This window comes from Streptomyces sp. HP-A2021, from assembly GCF_022807935.1.
In the GTDB taxonomy this organism is placed as follows: domain Bacteria; phylum Actinomycetota; class Actinomycetes; order Streptomycetales; family Streptomycetaceae; genus Streptomyces; species Streptomyces afghaniensis.
In genome coordinates, this window is record NZ_CP094344.1 from 8,502,215 (window position 1) to 8,518,131 (window position 15,917).

Here is a 15,917-nt window from a genome sequence, read left to right on the forward strand (position 1 = left end):
CCTGAGGTGAGCCGTACCGAACAGCACGTACCGGTGGTCGTCGTCGGCGCCGGACCGGTGGGCGTGACCGCCGCTCTCCTCCTCGCCCGGCGCGGAGTCCGCACGGTGATCCTGGAACGCCACCGGGACCTCTACCCCCTCCCGCGCGCCGTCGCCACCGACGACGAGGTCCGCCGGATCCTCCAGGCCGCGGGCGTGGGGGAGGAGTTCGCCACGATCGCCCGTCCGGCGGGCGGGCTGCGGCTGCTGGACGCCCGGCACCGGGTGATGGCCGAGTTCCGCCGCACCGAGCACGGCCATCACGGCTACCCGCAGACCAGCATGTTCGACCAGCCCGAGCTGGAGCGGCTGCTGCGCGACGCCCTCTCCCGGCGCCCGGAGTGCGAACTGCGCGGTGGGGCGGAGGTCGTCGGCGTCGAGCAGGACGGCGACGGCCCGGTCCGGGTGACCTACCACGACGACGGGGGCGAACACCTGCTGCGGGCCGACGCGGTCCTCGGCTGTGACGGTGCCAACAGCCTCACCCGCGACGCCATCGGCGCCGTATGGGAGGACCTGCGTTTCGAGGAATGCTGGACCGTCGTCGACGTCCGCACGAAGGCCGACGTCCGCTGCTGGGAGGGCGTCGACCAGGTCTGCGACCGGCACCGCCCGGCGACCTTCATGCGCGTCGGCGAGGACCGCTATCGCTGGGAGTTCCGGCTCGGGGACGCCGAGGAACCGGTCCGCGAGCTGGTCGCGCCATGGCTGCCGCCTTCCTACGACGGGGACTTCGAGGTCGTCCGCGAGGCGCAGTACACCTTCCGGGCGCGCCTCGCCGACCGATGGCGCAGCGGACGGGTCTTCCTCCTCGGTGACGCCGCCCACCTCACCCCGCCGTTCATCGGGCAGGGCCTGTGCTCGGGGCTGCGCGACGCCCACAACCTCACCTGGAAGCTCGCCCGTGTCCTGGTTCAGGGCGGCGACGAGCGACTGCTGGACACGTACGAGAGCGAACGTAAGCCGCACGCCCGGCATATGATCCGGCTCGCGATCGCCATGGGCTGGGCCATGACCGGCGGCCAGGACGGCGCCGCCGCGGTGCGCCGCAGACTCCTGACCGCGGCCTGCCGCATACCCGGCCTGACCGCGGCGGCCGGCCGCGACCTCAGCCCGCCCCTGACTGCCGGGCCCCTCGTCCGACGCCGCATCCGCAGGGGCCTCGCGGGCGCCCACTGCCCGCAGCCGTGGATCACCGGCGACGGACGGCGCGCCCGCCTCGACGAGCTGCTCGGCGACTCCTTCACCATCCTGACCACCGCGGAGCCCTGGCCCTCGCTGAATGCGCTCGCCCAGGCGATCGGCGTCCGGGCGATTCCCGTGACCGGCCTCGGCGACGACGGCACGCTCGCGGCCTGGCTGCGCGCCGGACGGGCCGACGCCGTCCTGCTGCGCCCCGACCGCGTCGTCATGGACGTCGTCCCGGCCGGGGGCCGCGACTTCACCGGCACCGCCGCCTGGGCGGCCCTTCTGCACACCACGCGCAGCCCCCACCCACCCCGACGGACCGTCGCGAACGGCCTGCTGAGGAGCGCCACACGATGACCGTGCCCGAGCCTTTCACGACGCCCGATCCGCAGTCCGTCGCGGACAGCCACATCATGGACTTCGCCCGCCACGTCGGGATGGCCGGCTCCGACTATGCCGCCCTGCACCGCTGGTCGGTCACCGACCTGGCGGGCTTCTGGGGCGCGGTGTGGGAGTACTTCGACATCGACGCGGACACCCCGTACGAGCAGGTGCTGGCGGAGGAGCGGATGCCCGGCGCCCGCTGGTTCCCCGGCGCCACCCTCAACTACGCCCACCACGCCCTGCGCAACCTCGCCGACGACGCCGTGGCGATCATCGCGCTCGACGAGACCGGCTCCGGTTACGAGGTGACCGCGAGACGCCTGCGCGCTCAGGTCGCCTCGGTCGCCGCCACCCTGCGCGACCTTGGCGTCGGCAAAGGCGACCGGATCGTGGGCTACCTGCCCAACACCCCGCATGCGATCGTCGCGTTTCTCGCCGCCGCGAGCCTGGGCGCCGTGTGGTCGGTCTGCGGGCAGGACTACGCCCCCAAGGCCGCCGCCGACCGCTTCGCCCAGCTCCGACCCACCGTCCTGATCGGCGCCGACGGCTACCTCTTCAACGCCACCACCCACGACCGCCGCGAGGCCACCCTCGAACTCGCCGGTGCGCTGCCGACGTTGAAGGCCACCGTGCTGGTTGACCACGTGGGCCTGCCGTGGCCGTCGAGGGCGTACCCGTCGCCGGTGGTGCCGTGGGAGGACGCGGTCACACGCGCCGAGGAACTCACCTGCACTCCCGTGCCGTTCGACCACCCCCTGTGGGTCGTGTACTCCTCCGGCACCACCGGCCTGCCCAAGGGCATCGTCCACGGCCACGGCGGCGTCCTGCTGGAGCACCTGAAGACCCTCGGCCTGCACTCCGACCTGGGCCCCGGCGACCGCCTCCTGTGGTACACCACCACCCACTGGATGATGTGGAACCTGGTCACCTCCACTCTCCTGACGGGCGCCACGACGTGCACCTACGACGGCAGCCCCGCGCCCTTCGCCAAGCCCGACGTCCTGTGGGAGCTGGCCGCGCGCCATCGCGTGACCGTCTTCGGCACCAGCCCCCAGTACCTGCTGGGCATGGCCAAGTTCGGCATCGACCCCTCGGTGCACGACCTGTCCTCGATCCGCGTGGTCGGCTGCACCGGCTCCGCTCTGCCGGCCTCCGCCTATCCCTGGGTCCGCCACCACGTCGGCGACCACGTCCTGCTCGCGTCCATCAGCGGCGGCACGGACGTGGTGTCCGGCTTCGCCGGCAGCGCACCCAACACACCGGTCTGGCCGGGAGAGTTGTCGGCGCCCCACCTGGGCGTGGCGCTGGCCGCATACGACGCCGAGGGCTTCCCGATCGTGGACCAGGTGGGCGAACTGGTCGTCACCCGCCCGATGCCGTCGATGCCGCTGTACTTCTGGAACGACCCCGACGGCACCCGCTACCGCGACGCCTACTTCTCCTCCTACCCCGGGGTATGGCGGCACGGCGACTGGATCACTGTCACGGGGCACGGATCCGTGATCGTCCACGGCCGCTCCGACAGCACTTTGAACCGCAACGGCGTACGCCTGGGCAGCGCCGACATCCACGACGTCGTCGAACGCCTCCCCGAGATCGCCGAGGCCCTCGTCATCGGCACCGAGGAACCCGACGGCGGCTACTGGATGCCGCTGTTCGTGGTCCTCGCCGCCGGCGTGACCCTGGACGACCCGCTCCGCGAGAAGATCAAGGAGGCGATCCGGGCCGGCGCCTCACCCCGCCACGTCCCCGACGAGATCCTCGAAGCCCCCGGCATCCCGCACACCCGCACCGGCAAGAAACTCGAAGTCCCCGTCAAACGCCTCCTCCAGGGCGCCCCGGCCGAGCAGGTGGTCAACCCCGCGACGGTGGACGCCCCCGACCTGATCGACCACTACGCTCGGGTGGGGGCCGAACGCCGGGGGCGGTCGACGTGACGACCGCACAGTCACCCTTGCCGTCGTCCTGGTCCTGGCCTTGGTAAAAGCCCAGTTCAGGCGCCCTTCCCGGGCGGATCCGGGTGGCGGGCATCGATACCGGGAGCGTTCGGCTGGTCAGAGCCTTGTGGTCCAGGAGCGTCCACCAGTTGGTGACGCTGTGCTCCGGTGAGACGTGCTGGGCCGCGAACAAGGGCGGCTGTCGAGAACTCCGAGGCGTGCCATCGAAGTCGAGTGGCATGCGGGTCAGCGCCCCAGCATCAGGAGGTGGAGCACCGCCACCACGGCGACACCGACGACGACGGGCGATGCCGAACGGCGGGTGCTCGAAGGCGACGAGCACAGTGAGCCTTCTTCAACCTCGTTCAGGTCATGGTGCGTTGGGACAGGTACATCGCCGAGGCTGTCGAGGTTCTGGGCTCACACCCGTTGACGCGCGGTCGCCGCCGCCCCCGGAGACACTGCCATCAGCTCTGACCCCCAATGGCGCGCCGCTGAGTTACCTCCCCCGACCGCAGGGGCGATTCGGGCGAGCACGGTGAGCGCAACAAGTACGGCCGCGACCCGGACGCCAACCGCAGGGTCATCTGCCCGGACGGCTGGGCCGCCAAATCCGGCCACCCGAATACCACACCGGTGACCGACATCTCCGCCAGCGACAAGCCGTCCTGTGACGAGTTCACCTTCGCGGCGAGTTACAACAGCGGCGGGATGCCCTCCGACATGGGCGGCACCAACCCGGTCACCTCGGGAGACAAGTGCGCGCAGACCTACGCCACCAAGCTGTCGGACGGTACGTGGCGGCTGTACGATGACGAGCGCACGGCCGCGCCGACGTGGTCCGAAGTATGCGGCCGGTCCGCGATGTCCGGGTGGGTCAACTCCACCTGGATGAGCCGCTTCCCCACGTTCGCCAAGGAACTCCGGCTGATCGATCAGGACGCGTATTTCGTCAGGACGCCGGGCTTCGACAAGTGCGACGCCTCGAAGCCGACGATCAAGTGCGACATCCGGTAGCACGATACTGACGCACACCGCATGTGCGGCCCGGGGCCGGTCACAGGGCCGACCCCGGGCCGCGCCACACCGGAGAACGGAGACACGCAGTGAGTTCCGGCGGGATCACTTGGATAGCGGACGCCGACATCTCCTGGCTCGGCTACTACATCAAGCTGGCCCGAGGCCTGACCGGCGAACAGCTCGCCGCCCGCCTCGCCCCTCTCGGCGGCCCCGTACCGGTCCAGGCCACCACCGGGCCGCAGGCTGAAGCGCTCGTCGACCGGCTCGACGCGGAGCGCGGCGACGCCGACAGCATCGCCGTCCGCTACGGCGACCACGCCGGCCTGGGCTTCGCTCTTGCCTACGGCCACTGGCCGTCCGTCCTCGGGCCCGCGTACCACGACGGGACATCCCGAGACGGGGCCCACGTCTTCGAGCTTTACTACGAGAAGCAGAACCCGAAGGTCCCGCCACCCGCATTCGCCTACTTCCACGACGACCACTATGTGTGCGGCTTCGACATGTACATGCACACCTGGTCGCAGGAGATCACCGGCCCCGGCGCCGACCTCATCCGCGCTGAGATCGATGCGGCCGGAATCCCGGAGCAGAGGGAAAGGGACACGGCGCACCGTGCCTCTCTCGCCGTTCTGGAGCAGCGCTTCGAACTGGCGCTGCCGCGTGATCTGATCCTTGACGCGTCACTGCCCACTGCGCTTGTCAGAGGGCAGCAGCCGCGATGAGCCCTCCCCGGGGTCGCAGGCGGCCCTCAGCGACCCCAGTCAGGCACCCGTACCGTTCCGTCGGTGCCGCGGTATTCCTTGTCCCCCTGGCACGCCGCGGGCACGCGCGGCCCTGATGTCGCGGACGGCTCCGGGGAGGGCGGGCGATGCTGCTGTCCGCCATCGGGTACGAAGTGCCGTGTGGACCAACTGTGTTCGGTCCTTCATGAGCAACATGCCGAAGCCACAGCTGGTCTTCCTACACGGCATCGGCGATCCGCGGGATCCGGACGAGGCGCTGACCGAATGGAAGCGGGCGTTGGCAGGCGGAGCCCGCGCCGCAGGGTTCGCCTCCGACATCTCTGCGCTGACCATGGACTGGATGGCGGACTGTTCCTACGCCTACCACGGCGATCTCTTCACTGACGGTGAGAGCCAGGGAGCCGGTGACCTGGGACCCCCTCGACGAGGAGGAAACGGCCATTGTCCTGGGTCTGCTCGCCGAGTTCCTCGACGAGGAGGCGGCCCGTCCGGAGAACCGGGACAACAGGGCACTGGCACGGATGCGCGCCCAAGTGCTGCCGGACGGCCAGTCGCAGGGCGCCGGGGAGGTCGGACGGCAGATAACCATCGGCTCGCCGATCGCAACCAGTGGACTCGTGTGGCCGCGCCTTCGGCCGAGGCTGGCCGCCACACCTGGCTGTGTCGATCGCTGGTTGGACTTCTGGGACAACGACGACGTAGTCGTACCGCGGCAGAAACTCGCCGACCGACCTTTACGGGCGCGTTCGGGCAGGCGGCCAACTCCCGGGTAAGGGCTGCCTATTCCGCATCAACGACGGCGAGCTGCCAGCACATCTTCTTCGTCACACAGCTTCCAGGCTTCGGCCAGCGGCACGACGCGGTGGATGTCCAGCTTGTGTGCGTCGACCGGGCCGTTCGGTCCGCTACTGGTCCGGGAGAATTCGCTTGAGACGCCAATCCTGGCGCGAGGTGCTGAGGCGATCGCGAAGAGCAGCGTAGGTGCAGAGGTTGCCTGGAGTGGAACGGAGTCTCCAGGCAACCGACTTGAGACTCTAGAAGAACCCAAGTTTCTTCGGGCTGTATGAAACCAAAACGTTCTTCGTCTGCTGGTAGTGGTCGAGCATCATCTTGTGCGTCTCGCGTCCGATGCCGGACTTCTTGTAGCCCCCGAACGCCGCGTGCGCCGGGTACGCGTGGTAGCAGTTGGTCCACACCCGGCCCGCCTTGATCTCGCGGCCCAGGCGGTAGGCCGTGTTGCCGTCGCGGGTCCAGACGCCCGCGCCGAGCCCGTACAGCGTGTCGTTGGCGATCTTCAGGGCCTCGTCGACGGAGTCGTACGTCGTCACCGAGACCACCGGGCCGAAGATCTCCTCCTGGAAGATCCGCATGTCGTTGGTGCCGCGGAAGATCGTCGGCTCGATGTAGTAGCCGCCTTCCAGGCCGGGAACCGCACGGGGGTTGCCTCCCGTGACCAGTTCGGCGCCCTCCTTCCTGCCGATGTCGAGGTAGGAGAGGATCTTCTCGTACTGGTCGTTGCTCGCCTGCGCGCCGAGCATGGTGTCCGGGTCCAGTGGGTCGCCGCCGCGGATGGCCCGGGTGCGCTCGACGCAGCGGGCCATGAACGCGTCGTAGACGGACGAGGGGATCAGGGCGCGGGACGGGCACGTGCAGACCTCGCCCTGGTTGAGGGCGAACATCACGAAGCCCTCGACCGCCTTGTCCAGGAAGTCGTCGTCGGCGGCCATGACGTCGGGCAGGAAGATGTTCGGGCTCTTGCCGCCCAGTTCCAGCGTGACGGGGATGATGTTCTCGCTCGCGTACTGCATGATCAGGCGGCCGGTCGTGGTCTCGCCGGTGAACGCCACCTTCGCCACGCGCGGGCTGGAGGCCAGGGGCTTGCCCGCCTCCACGCCGAAGCCGTTGACCACGTTGACCACGCCGGGCGGGAGCAGGTCGGCGATCAGCTCGATGACGTAGAGGAGGCTGACCGGGGTCTGCTCAGCCGGCTTGATGACCACGCAGTTGCCGGCGGCCAGCGCGGGGGCCAGCTTCCACGTGGCCATGAGGATCGGGAAGTTCCACGGGATGATCTGGCCGACCACACCCAGCGGTTCGTGGAAGTGGTACGCGACGGTGTCGGCGTCGATCTCCGCGATGCTGCCCTCCTGCGCGCGGACGACGCCGGCGAAGTACCGGAAGTGGTCCACGGCCAGCGGGATGTCGGCGGCCAGCGTCTCGCGGACCGGCTTGCCGTTCTCCCAGGTCTCGGCGACCGCGATCTTCTCCAGGTGCTCCTCGATGCGGTCCGCGATCCTGTTGAGCACGCGCGCGCGTTCCGCGGTGGAGGTGCGGCCCCACTGGTCGGCCGCCCGGTGCGCGGCGTCGAGGGCCAGGTCGACGTCGGCCGCGGAGGAGCGGGCGACCTCGCAGAAGACCTTGCCCGTCACGGGGGTCGGGTTCTCGAAGTAGCGGCCCTCGACGGGGGCGACCCAGTCGCCGCCGATGAAGTTGTCGTAGCGGCGGGCGAAGGTGACGATGCTGCCGTCCGTTCCGGGCTGCGCGTACACCATGGCGGCTCTCCTCGGTGAGATGACGGGCGGGTTACGGCTGACGCCGTCGTGACGACCTCACTGTGCTCCCGGGAGGTTGGCGCAAGGTTGGCGCCGTGACCGCCGTGACCGCCGTGACCGCCGTGACGTGCGGTCAGTCGCGCCGGGCCGTGGTCAGGCGGCCCCGCGCGATCGCGCGGCGGGTGTCGTCCGGGCCGAGCAGGTGCAGCGCGTGTTCGTGGATCTCCGCGTCGTACGGGGCCCGTTCGCCGTAGCGCAGGGCGTGTTCCGGGCGGGGGCTCGCCAGGACGGCCTCGCGTACGGCCACTTCGAGGCGGGTGCGCCACTCCTCGATGCCGGGGGCTTCGGAGCGGGGGAGCAGCGGGCCGCCGTAGAGGCGCAGCGCGGTGTCGGTGTCGCCCAGCTCCAGGGCGCGCAGGACGTCGGCGGCGTCGCAGGACACCGGGACCGTCAGGGCGTAGCGGCGGGGGGAGACGCCGCCGCCGAGGGCGCGGCGCAGGTGGGAGATCTCCGCCTTGAAGGTGGACGCGGTGACCGGCCGGTCGCCGTACAGGGCGGCGCGCAGCCGCTCCGGGGAGAAGCCGTCGGGTTCGAGTGCGAGCAGGGTGAGGATCTCCACCTGCCGGGGACGCAGGGGGAGGGGCCGGCCCTCCCGTACGGCCGGTACGGCGTGTTCCGTGCCGAGGCAGGTGAGCCGCAGCTGTCCCGGGCGGGGCTGTTCCGTGGTGAGTCGGGCCTCGATGGTGGACACCAGGGTGCGTACGGTCGACATGGCCAGGGGGTGCGAACGGTCCCAGGTGGTCGACAGGTCCAGCACGCCGAGGACGCGCCCGTCCGGGCCGTGGACCGGGGCGCAGTAGCAGACCCAGCCGTGCAGCGCCGACACCAGGTGCTCGGCGGAGAAGACGGAGCTGGGGCGGCCGGTGCGCAGGGCGAGGGACAGGGCGTTGGTGCCCATGGCCTGCTCGTCCCACCGGCCGCCAGGCGCGAAGTTGACGCGCTCGGCCCGGCGGCGCATGGTCGGGCCGCCGCAGGTCCACAGGATGGTGCCGGACTCGTCGGTGACCGCCGTGACGAACCCGGCGTCCTCGGCGATGCTGCGCAGTTCCCCGGCGAGGCCCGAGACCGGCCGGTACAGCGGTGAGGACGTCCAGCGCTGGTGCACCGTGCCGCCGTCGGTGACCGGGGCGCTGTCCCGCCCGGGGTCCACGCTGCTCAGGGAACGCGCCCAGGACTCGGTCACCTCGTGGCGCAACGCCGCGCTGCCGCCCGGCCGCGCGCCCGCGACGCTCAGCCGCGGCACCCATCGGGACCACTCGTGCTCCAGCACGGCCCTGCGCTGCCGGAGGTCAGGGCGCTGTGACATGGCCTCTCCCTGCCGTCGTACGTCGTACCGGGAGGACCCCGTTCCGGGCGCGGTGCCGGCCCGGTCCTCGGTCCGAGGTCAGTGTTACCGGATGCGTAGGGCCGGGGTCGAGGAGACCGTCGGAAAGGGAAGCGGCGGCGCCGGAAGACTTCGCCGGGAACGATGCCGTCCTGAACGGGCGACCGGCTCACTGGATGTTTGTCCGGTGCCCGCGTGCCGCCGTACGGGTGACGGGTTCACTCGACCCGACGGACGGGGCCCGGCCCGCGTACCACCGGCGCGCCGCGTCGCGTTGCCCGGTCATGGACAGTACTGAGACGGCGCGGCGCCTTGCCGGGAACGACGCCGCTCCCCGGTCGTTCGCCGAACTCACTAGCGGGTACGGGGGGCATCCGCCCATCTACGCGGCGCTCGTCGCCGAATGGCAGGCCAGGGGCCACGCGGTCCCGGAGCACCGGGACGGCCAGTGGGTCTCCTTCGCGGCGCCGTCCGCGAGCGAGACCTGGGCCGCGCTCACCACATGGACCGCCGGCCGGCACCCGGGGACGGCCGCCCCCGACGGCACTCGCCTCACCAGCAGTCGACCACCGCGTGCTCCGCGCTGACCGGTGCCAGCACGGCGAGGGTCTCGGTGGCCTCCCGCAGGGCCGACTCCAGCGTGCCGGGGGCGTGCAGACTGCCCGTGCCGTCCGGCGGGACGAGCCACTCCAGGCGGCCGGCGGGCCGGTACGGCGGCGGCACGGCGACCCACGAGCCCCGGCCGACGTGCCGGACACCGGAACCGACCCACTCGCTGACGGGGTCCGGCGGCAGGAAGAAGCCCACTCTGTGTGCCGCGCAGTCCACCAGGGTGGGGCCGGGCACCTTCAAGGGGTCGCGCCACAGATAGTCCAGGGCGAGCAGGCCGAGCCGGTCGGGGACGCTGAGCACGTCCCAGTACCGCCCCGCCTCCACGAGCACCGTCCCCGTGCCGTAGTCCCACTCCCGCTTGCACTCCTGGGGGTCCCTCGCGGCCGCGGCGAGCCACTCGACGGCTTGCTTCCACATCACGCTCTGCATGGCCACCCCAGGCACAGTCGACAGCGCCCCGACGGGCGCACGCTGGACACGGGCCGGTGACCCGCGAGGCCTCGGGCTCCGCGTGCCGGTCCGGCACTGGCCATGCTCGTAGATATTTCTACGCGCTGGAAGGGGTGGCGCGGCCTGGCGTTTGGGTCAGGCATGTCCCGGTCGAAAGAGGGCACTCGGGGGTGGATCCCGTAAGGCATCGATCAACTTCGCGCGTGTCCATGCCGCCCCGCCGAAACCGGCCATCGACGGGTGGACGACCGGGGGAGGACCCGGGGAGCGCGCCGGGCCGATGAGGCACCGATGCCGGAAATGCGGGGTCTTCCAGGCATGCCCTCCGCCCGGCGATCACCGCCGCTGTGCAGGAGGTGTGGACCAGTCCACGAGGGCACGCGGGCGTGATGTGCGGATCGCGGAATTTTGCCTTCACAGAACCTTCCACTGTGCTGGCCAGAACCCGTCTTGTTCGGTCAACTCCGAACGCAGCAAGGTGGGTTGAGCACTTGAGCATCAGGAGTCACAAGCGCGCTGCTTGACCCGTGCGACCGAACCGCACGGGTACTGACGGGGGAACTGATGAGGTGCGCGCGTGTCCACCGCCGACGGGCGGGGGCCCGAGTCCTCGCGCATGGCCAAAACGTCCCTCCCTCACCTCTCTTGGTGCCTTCATCCGGTGCCCGAGACAGGGATAGGAGGGGGAATGCCGATGAGTGCAGTGAGCGCCGCCAAGCCGACGTATCCCGGCGTCTACGTCGAAGAGCTTCCCAGCAGCACCCGCACCATCTCGACCCTGACCACTTCGGTGACCGCCTTCGTGGGCCACACCCGGCGCGGTCCGCTGAACGAGCCGGTCCGCGTCACCAGCTTCACCGAGTTCGAGCGCCGCTTCGGGGGACTGAGCGCCCAGAGCGCCGTCGGCTACGCCGTTCACCAGTTCTTCGGCAACGGCGGCACCGTCGCCGTGATCGTCCGGGTCGCCAAGGCCGGCAGCGGGCAGGCCGCCTGCGTCACGCTGGAGTCCACCGAGGGCCACAGCGAGTGCGACGTCCTCAAGGTGCACGCCAAGGAACCCGGCGTGTGGGGCAACGGCCTGCGCGTCGCCGTCGACTACGACACGCCCCGCCCCGACGAGACCTTCAACCTGCGCGTCCACGACGCCAAGGGCGAGGCCCGCGAGAGCTACACCGGCCTGTCCACCGACCCGTCCCACGGCCGGTACGTGCAGACCGTCGTCAACGCCGGCTCCCGGCTGATCCGCGTCGAGGTCGTCGGCGAGGGCCGCCCCGACCCGTCCGGCACCGTCTCCAAGCCCTTCGGGCACGAACTGCCCGACCTCGCCGTGGACCTCACCGTCAAGATCGGCGACGTCGAACGGGAGTTCACGCTCTACGACCCCGACCACGACGGCGAGGCCCCGCACTCCGTCGCCGAGCTGGCGCTGCTGCTGGAGCGCAAGCTGCGCGCCCTGCCCGACGCACCAGGCAAGCACGCCTTCGCGGGCGCCGAGGTCACCGCCTTCGGCCGGCGCGTCCAGGTCGTCGCGGGCTCCACCGACCCCGAGGACGTCGTCCGCTTCCTCGGCGAGTGCGCCAACGACCTGGGGCTGGAGGCCTCGGTCAACCCGCCCGTCTTCCCACTTGAGGGCGGCGAGGACGGCGAGGCGCCCGGGCCGCGCGACCTCATCGGTTCCGAGGCCGACAAGTCCGGCATCCAGGCGCTGCGCGGCGTCGCCGACGTCAACCTCCTCGTGCTGCCCGAACTCGCGGCGTACGAGAAGACCGAGGACGCCGTCACCGTCGTCTCCGCCGCACAGCGGCTGTGCCAGGAACGGCGGATCTTCCTCCTGGTCGACGCGCCGGGCACCTGGGTCAGCGTGGACACCGCCCGGGCCGGGCTCGCCGCATTCGACGCCGTGCGCGGCAACCACGCGGGCCTGTACTTCCCGCACCTCCAGCTCACCGACCCCCTCACGGGCCGGCTGCGCTCCTTCCCGCCGTCCGGCGCGGTCGCGGGCGTCATCGCCCGTACGGACTCCGAGCGCGGCGTGTGGAAAGCCCCGGCCGGCACCGAGGCCCGCCTCGCCGGCGTGCACTCGCTCACCGTCAACCTGACCGACCGCGAGACCGGCCTGCTCAACCCGCTCGGCGTCAACTGCCTGCGCACCTTCCCGGTGACCGGCCCGGTGGTCTGGGGAGCGCGCACGCTGGAGGGCTCCGACGCGCTCGACAGCGAGTGGAAGTACGTGCCGGTGCGGCGGCTCGCGCTGCACGTCGAGGAGAGCCTGCAGCGCGGCCTCCAGTGGGTGGTGTTCGAGCCCAACGACGAGAACCTGTGGCAGCAGATCCGGCTCGCCGCCTCCTCGTACCTGCACACCCTCTTCCGCCAGGGCGCCTTCAAGGGCGGCACGCCCCGCGACGCCTACTTCGTCAAGTGCGACAGCGACACCACGACCGCCGAGGACATCGAGAACGGCATCGTCAACGTCCTGGTGGGCATCGCGCCCGTCCGCCCGGCCGAGTTCGTGGTCGTCAAGATCCAGCAGACGTCCGGGCAGTTCGCGCTCTAAGGAACGCTCCAAGGAATCCCTGAGGACATTTTCGATGGCAGAGTTCACGGTCAACGCCCATCGTTTCGACCCGTACAAGAACTTCAAGTTCCTGGTCCTGTGGGACGGTCGGACGGTCGCGGGCATCAGCAAGATCAGTCCGCTGAAGCGGACGACGGAGGTCGTCAAGCACCGCCACGGCGGCGACCCGTCCTCCCCGCGCAAGTCGCCGGGCCGCTCCGAGTTCGAGGGCATCACCCTGGAGCGCGGCGTCACGCACGACCCCGAGTTCGACCGCTGGGCCAACAAGGTCTGGCAGGTCGGCGCGGGCCTCGGCTCCGAGGTGTCCCTCGCGGACTTCCGCAAGGACATCGTGATCCAGGTCCTCAACGAGGCCGGCCAGGTCGCCGTCTCGCACAAGCTGTACCGGACCTGGCCCAGCGAGTACCAGGTCCTCGGCGAACTGGACGCCAACGCCAACGCGGTGGCCATCCAGTCGCTGAAGCTCGAGTGCGAGGGCTGGGAGCGGGACTACGAGGTGCCCGAGCCGGAGGAGCCCTCCTTCCTGAACCCGGCGTAGCGCGGGGCTGGGGGGAGAGGCATGGCCATCACACAGGCGGCCGAGTTCCTGGCCACCTGGGAGACCGGTCTCGACCGGGCCCCGGCCGGACGCGCCCTGCTGCTGCACGGGGCCGCCCGGCCGGACCTGGGCGGCGACCGGGAGGCCCTGCTGGCGCTGCCGGTGGGGGAGCGCGAGGCGGACCTGTTCGCCCTGCGCCGGGCCCTGTTCGGCGAGCGGATGCAGGTGCGCCTGGAGTGCGCGGCGTGCGGCGCGGACATGGAGTTCGAGCTGGACGCCGGGGAGTTCGCCCGCACCCTGGCCGACCGGGGCGATCCGCTCGTGCGGGTCGCCGAGGACGGCTGGGAGGTCGAGTTCCGGGTGCCCGCCGTCGCCGACCTGACGGCGGCGGCCCGGGACGCCGACCCGCGCCGGGCCCTGCTCGCCCGGTGCGTGGTCACCGCCGTACGCGACGGGCAGCCCGTGTCCGCGGACGCCCTGCCCGTCGCCGTACAGCGCCGGATCGCCGAGGCGGCCCGGGCCGCGGACCCGGGCGGTGACGTCACGCTCAACGTCGCCTGCCCGGAGTGCGGGGAGGGCACGCGGGCCGAGCTGGACATCGCCTCCTACCTGTGGACCGAACTGGACGCCTGGGCCCGCGACCTCCTGCTCGACGTCCATCTGCTCGCCACCGCGTACGGCTGGAGCGAGCCGGAGATCCTGGCGCTCAGCCCGCTGCGGCGCCGCTACTACCTGGAGCTGTGTGCGGATGTCTGAGTCCACTGGGGACGATCGCCAGGAGCCCGACTTCCTCGACCGGCTGCTCGCCCGGCACGCGGCGCCCACCGCGCGGCGCCCCGGCGTGGTGCGGGTACGGCCCCGGCTGGCCGGACCGTTCGAGCGGATCGAGGCGGTACGGGGCGAAGCGCCGGACCCGGACGGCACCGAGCCGCTGTGGCCCGTCGCCGCACCGGCCGCCGTCGCCCGGCCGGACCTGGCACGCCCGGCGGCCCGCGAGGTCGTCCGTACGGAACGGGAGCGGACGGTCGTACGGACCGAGCAGGCCACGGCACCGTCCGAGACCGGGACGCGTCCGGCCCGGCCGGCCGAGCGTGAGGGGCCGCTGCTGCGTCCCGTGACCCCGACGGGCCCCGCGCTGCGGCCGGTCCCCGACACCGCGCGCCGCGCGGCGGGCCGGGGCCGTACCGAGCGGGCGGCCGCCACGAACGCGGTGTCCGTGCCAACCCCCCCTGGTGCGGACGCCGCTCCCTCGCCGCCGTGTCCGCCGCGCTGCTCCCCAGCGCGGCGGACACGGCGGCAGCACGGGATGCCGTCCGGCAGGCGGCGGCGCGGCGGCCCGGGCGCCAGGCCGAGCAGGTCGTGCAGGTGCAGATCGGGCGGCTGGAGGTCACCGCCGGCGGTGCGCCCCAGGGCGGTGGCGGCAGGCCCCGGCCACGGGACGCGGAGCGCCCGCGGGCCGCGGTCAGCCTGGCGGACTACCTGGCCAGGGGGCGCGAGTGAGGACGACGAGACCGGCCGGCGGGACGAGCAGGACCAGCAGGGCCAGAGGGACCGCGGACAGGACCAGAGGGACCGGCGGGACGAGCAGGACTAGAGGGACCGAGGAACCGACGCCATGAGTAACGCACTTGCCATCGCCCACGTCACCCAGGCCCTCGCCCTGCTCATCGAGACCAACCTGCCCCCGGACATCGACATCGCGGTCAAGGTCGAGCCGCGCAAGCCCCCGGCCGACCCGCCGACCGAGCCCACCATCACCGTCTTCCTGTACCAGGTCACGCCCAACACCTCACAGCGCAACACCGACCTGCCCACCCGTGCCGCCGACGGCACGCTGGTCCGTCGGGCCGCGGCGCCGCTCGATCTGCACTACCTCATCAGCGCCTACGGCGAGGAGGCGGAACTGGTCGGGCAGCGGCTCATCGGGTCGGTCGTACGCACGCTGCACGAGATCCCCGTCCTGCCGAAGGACATCATCGAACTGGCAGGTGAGCGTGCCCACTTGTCCGGGAGCGACCTGGCCGGGGCGGTGCAGCGGGTGCGGTTCACGCCCACCGTGATGGACATCGACGAGACGTCGAAGCTGTGGGGGATGCTCCACCAGACGCCGTACACGCTGTCCGTCGTCTACCAGGCCGCCCTGGTGTTCATCGACGGCCGCGAGGTCCCGGTGCCGGGCAAGCCGGTGGAGCGGCCCGAGGTACGGGTGCTGCCGTTCGGGGCGCCCGGCGCGCCGGTGCCGCCGCGGCTTCCCCACGGGGGAGAGCAGCCGGGCGTGCGATCCGGGGCCGGGGAGCCGGAGCCCGAGCCAGTGCGGGAGGCGGGGACGCCCCCTGCGAAGGCCGCTCCTGCCAAGGCGCCCGCGAAGGCCCCGGTGAAGGCCGCCGCCAAGGCTCCGGCGCGTGCCCGCAGGACCGCGAAGAAGACCGCCAAGTCCCCTGCCGAGGAGACGAGGAACACGAAGTCCGGCGGCGAGGACGCGGAGAGCTGAGGCG

General features: G+C 71.6%; 14 protein-coding genes and 1 pseudogene. 11 read left to right on the forward strand and 4 right to left on the reverse strand.

Translation table 11 applies throughout. From position 1 onward, the window contains the following. Positions 1-6: 6 nt before the first annotated feature. The 4 genes from MQE23_RS38375 (at position 7) to MQE23_RS38390 (ending at position 5,290) form a co-directional block, all read left to right on the forward strand. Positions 7-1,584 carry a bifunctional 3-(3-hydroxy-phenyl)propionate/3-hydroxycinnamic acid hydroxylase gene (locus MQE23_RS38375; RefSeq protein WP_243381534.1) on the forward strand — a complete coding sequence of 526 codons (1,578 nt, stop codon included), beginning with the start codon at positions 7-9 and terminating at the stop codon, positions 1,582-1,584. Continuing rightward, the gene (locus MQE23_RS38380; protein WP_243381535.1) at positions 1,581-3,548 is read left to right on the forward strand and encodes an acetoacetate--CoA ligase; all 1,968 of its coding nucleotides are present in this window, start codon (positions 1,581-1,583) and stop codon (positions 3,546-3,548) included. The genes MQE23_RS38375 and MQE23_RS38380 overlap by 4 nt, the downstream gene beginning before the upstream one ends. 636 nt (positions 3,549-4,184) lie before the next feature. Then, positions 4,185-4,565 carry a hypothetical protein gene (locus MQE23_RS38385; RefSeq protein WP_020275781.1) on the forward strand — a complete coding sequence of 127 codons (381 nt, stop codon included), beginning with the start codon at positions 4,185-4,187 and terminating at the stop codon, positions 4,563-4,565. Positions 4,566-4,654: 89 nt separating this feature from the next. Beyond that, entirely contained in the window at positions 4,655-5,290 is a 636-nt protein-coding gene (locus MQE23_RS38390; protein WP_243381536.1) for a hypothetical protein, read from the forward strand. A 29-nt stretch (positions 5,291-5,319) separates the two neighbouring features. Here MQE23_RS38390 and MQE23_RS38395 read toward each other — a convergent pair. Next, a pseudogene (locus MQE23_RS38395) lies at positions 5,320-5,440 on the reverse strand (IS5/IS1182 family transposase); the annotation flags it as partial. A gap of 275 nt (positions 5,441-5,715) precedes the next feature. Here MQE23_RS38395 and MQE23_RS38400 point away from each other — a divergent pair. Then, positions 5,716-6,084 carry a hypothetical protein gene (locus tag MQE23_RS38400; RefSeq protein WP_243381537.1) on the forward strand — a complete coding sequence of 123 codons (369 nt, stop codon included), beginning with the start codon at positions 5,716-5,718 and terminating at the stop codon, positions 6,082-6,084. Positions 6,085-6,345: 261 nt separating this feature from the next. Here MQE23_RS38400 and adh read toward each other — a convergent pair whose 3' ends face one another. Next, positions 6,346-7,863 carry an aldehyde dehydrogenase gene (gene adh / locus MQE23_RS38405; RefSeq protein WP_020269451.1) on the reverse strand — a complete coding sequence of 506 codons (1,518 nt, stop codon included), beginning with the start codon at positions 7,861-7,863 and terminating at the stop codon, positions 6,346-6,348. 133 nt (positions 7,864-7,996) lie between these two features. Beyond that, on the reverse strand, positions 7,997-9,229 hold the full coding sequence (locus MQE23_RS38410; RefSeq protein WP_243381538.1) for a helix-turn-helix domain-containing protein: 1,233 nt from the start codon (positions 9,227-9,229) through the stop codon (positions 7,997-7,999). A 302-nt stretch (positions 9,230-9,531) separates the two neighbouring features. Between MQE23_RS38410 and MQE23_RS38415 the strand changes: the two genes are divergently transcribed. Then, a complete protein-coding gene (locus MQE23_RS38415; RefSeq protein ID WP_020276124.1) occupies positions 9,532-9,834 on the forward strand; it encodes a hypothetical protein in 303 nt (100 codons plus the stop codon). Here the strand turns inward: MQE23_RS38415 and MQE23_RS38420 are convergent. Further along, positions 9,800-10,288, reverse strand: coding sequence for a hypothetical protein (locus tag MQE23_RS38420; protein WP_243382891.1), 489 nt, complete (start codon positions 10,286-10,288; stop codon positions 9,800-9,802). The genes MQE23_RS38415 and MQE23_RS38420 overlap by 35 nt on opposite strands. A 709-nt stretch (positions 10,289-10,997) precedes the next feature. On the opposite strand from MQE23_RS38420, the gene MQE23_RS38425 reads away from it, so the two are divergent. From MQE23_RS38425 to MQE23_RS38445, 5 genes are read left to right on the forward strand one after another with little or no spacing between them, the layout of a single operon-like run. After that, positions 10,998-12,863: a phage tail sheath subtilisin-like domain-containing protein gene (locus tag MQE23_RS38425; protein ID WP_243381539.1), complete on the forward strand. Its 1,866-nt coding sequence runs from the start codon at positions 10,998-11,000 to the stop codon at positions 12,861-12,863. A 34-nt stretch (positions 12,864-12,897) separates the two neighbouring features. Continuing rightward, complete coding sequence (locus MQE23_RS38430) at positions 12,898-13,422, forward strand: phage tail protein (protein WP_004003113.1); 525 nt, start codon at positions 12,898-12,900, stop codon at positions 13,420-13,422. Between the two features lie 21 nt (positions 13,423-13,443). Then, positions 13,444-14,178 carry a hypothetical protein gene (locus tag MQE23_RS38435; RefSeq protein WP_243381540.1) on the forward strand — a complete coding sequence of 245 codons (735 nt, stop codon included), beginning with the start codon at positions 13,444-13,446 and terminating at the stop codon, positions 14,176-14,178. After that, complete coding sequence (locus MQE23_RS38440) at positions 14,171-15,016, forward strand: hypothetical protein (protein ID WP_243381541.1); 846 nt, start codon at positions 14,171-14,173, stop codon at positions 15,014-15,016. Before MQE23_RS38435 ends, MQE23_RS38440 begins: the two co-directional genes overlap by 8 nt. A gap of 21 nt (positions 15,017-15,037) precedes the next feature. Beyond that, on the forward strand, positions 15,038-15,913 hold the full coding sequence (locus tag MQE23_RS38445; protein ID WP_243381542.1) for a DUF4255 domain-containing protein: 876 nt from the start codon (positions 15,038-15,040) through the stop codon (positions 15,911-15,913). Positions 15,914-15,917: the final 4 nt, after the last annotated feature.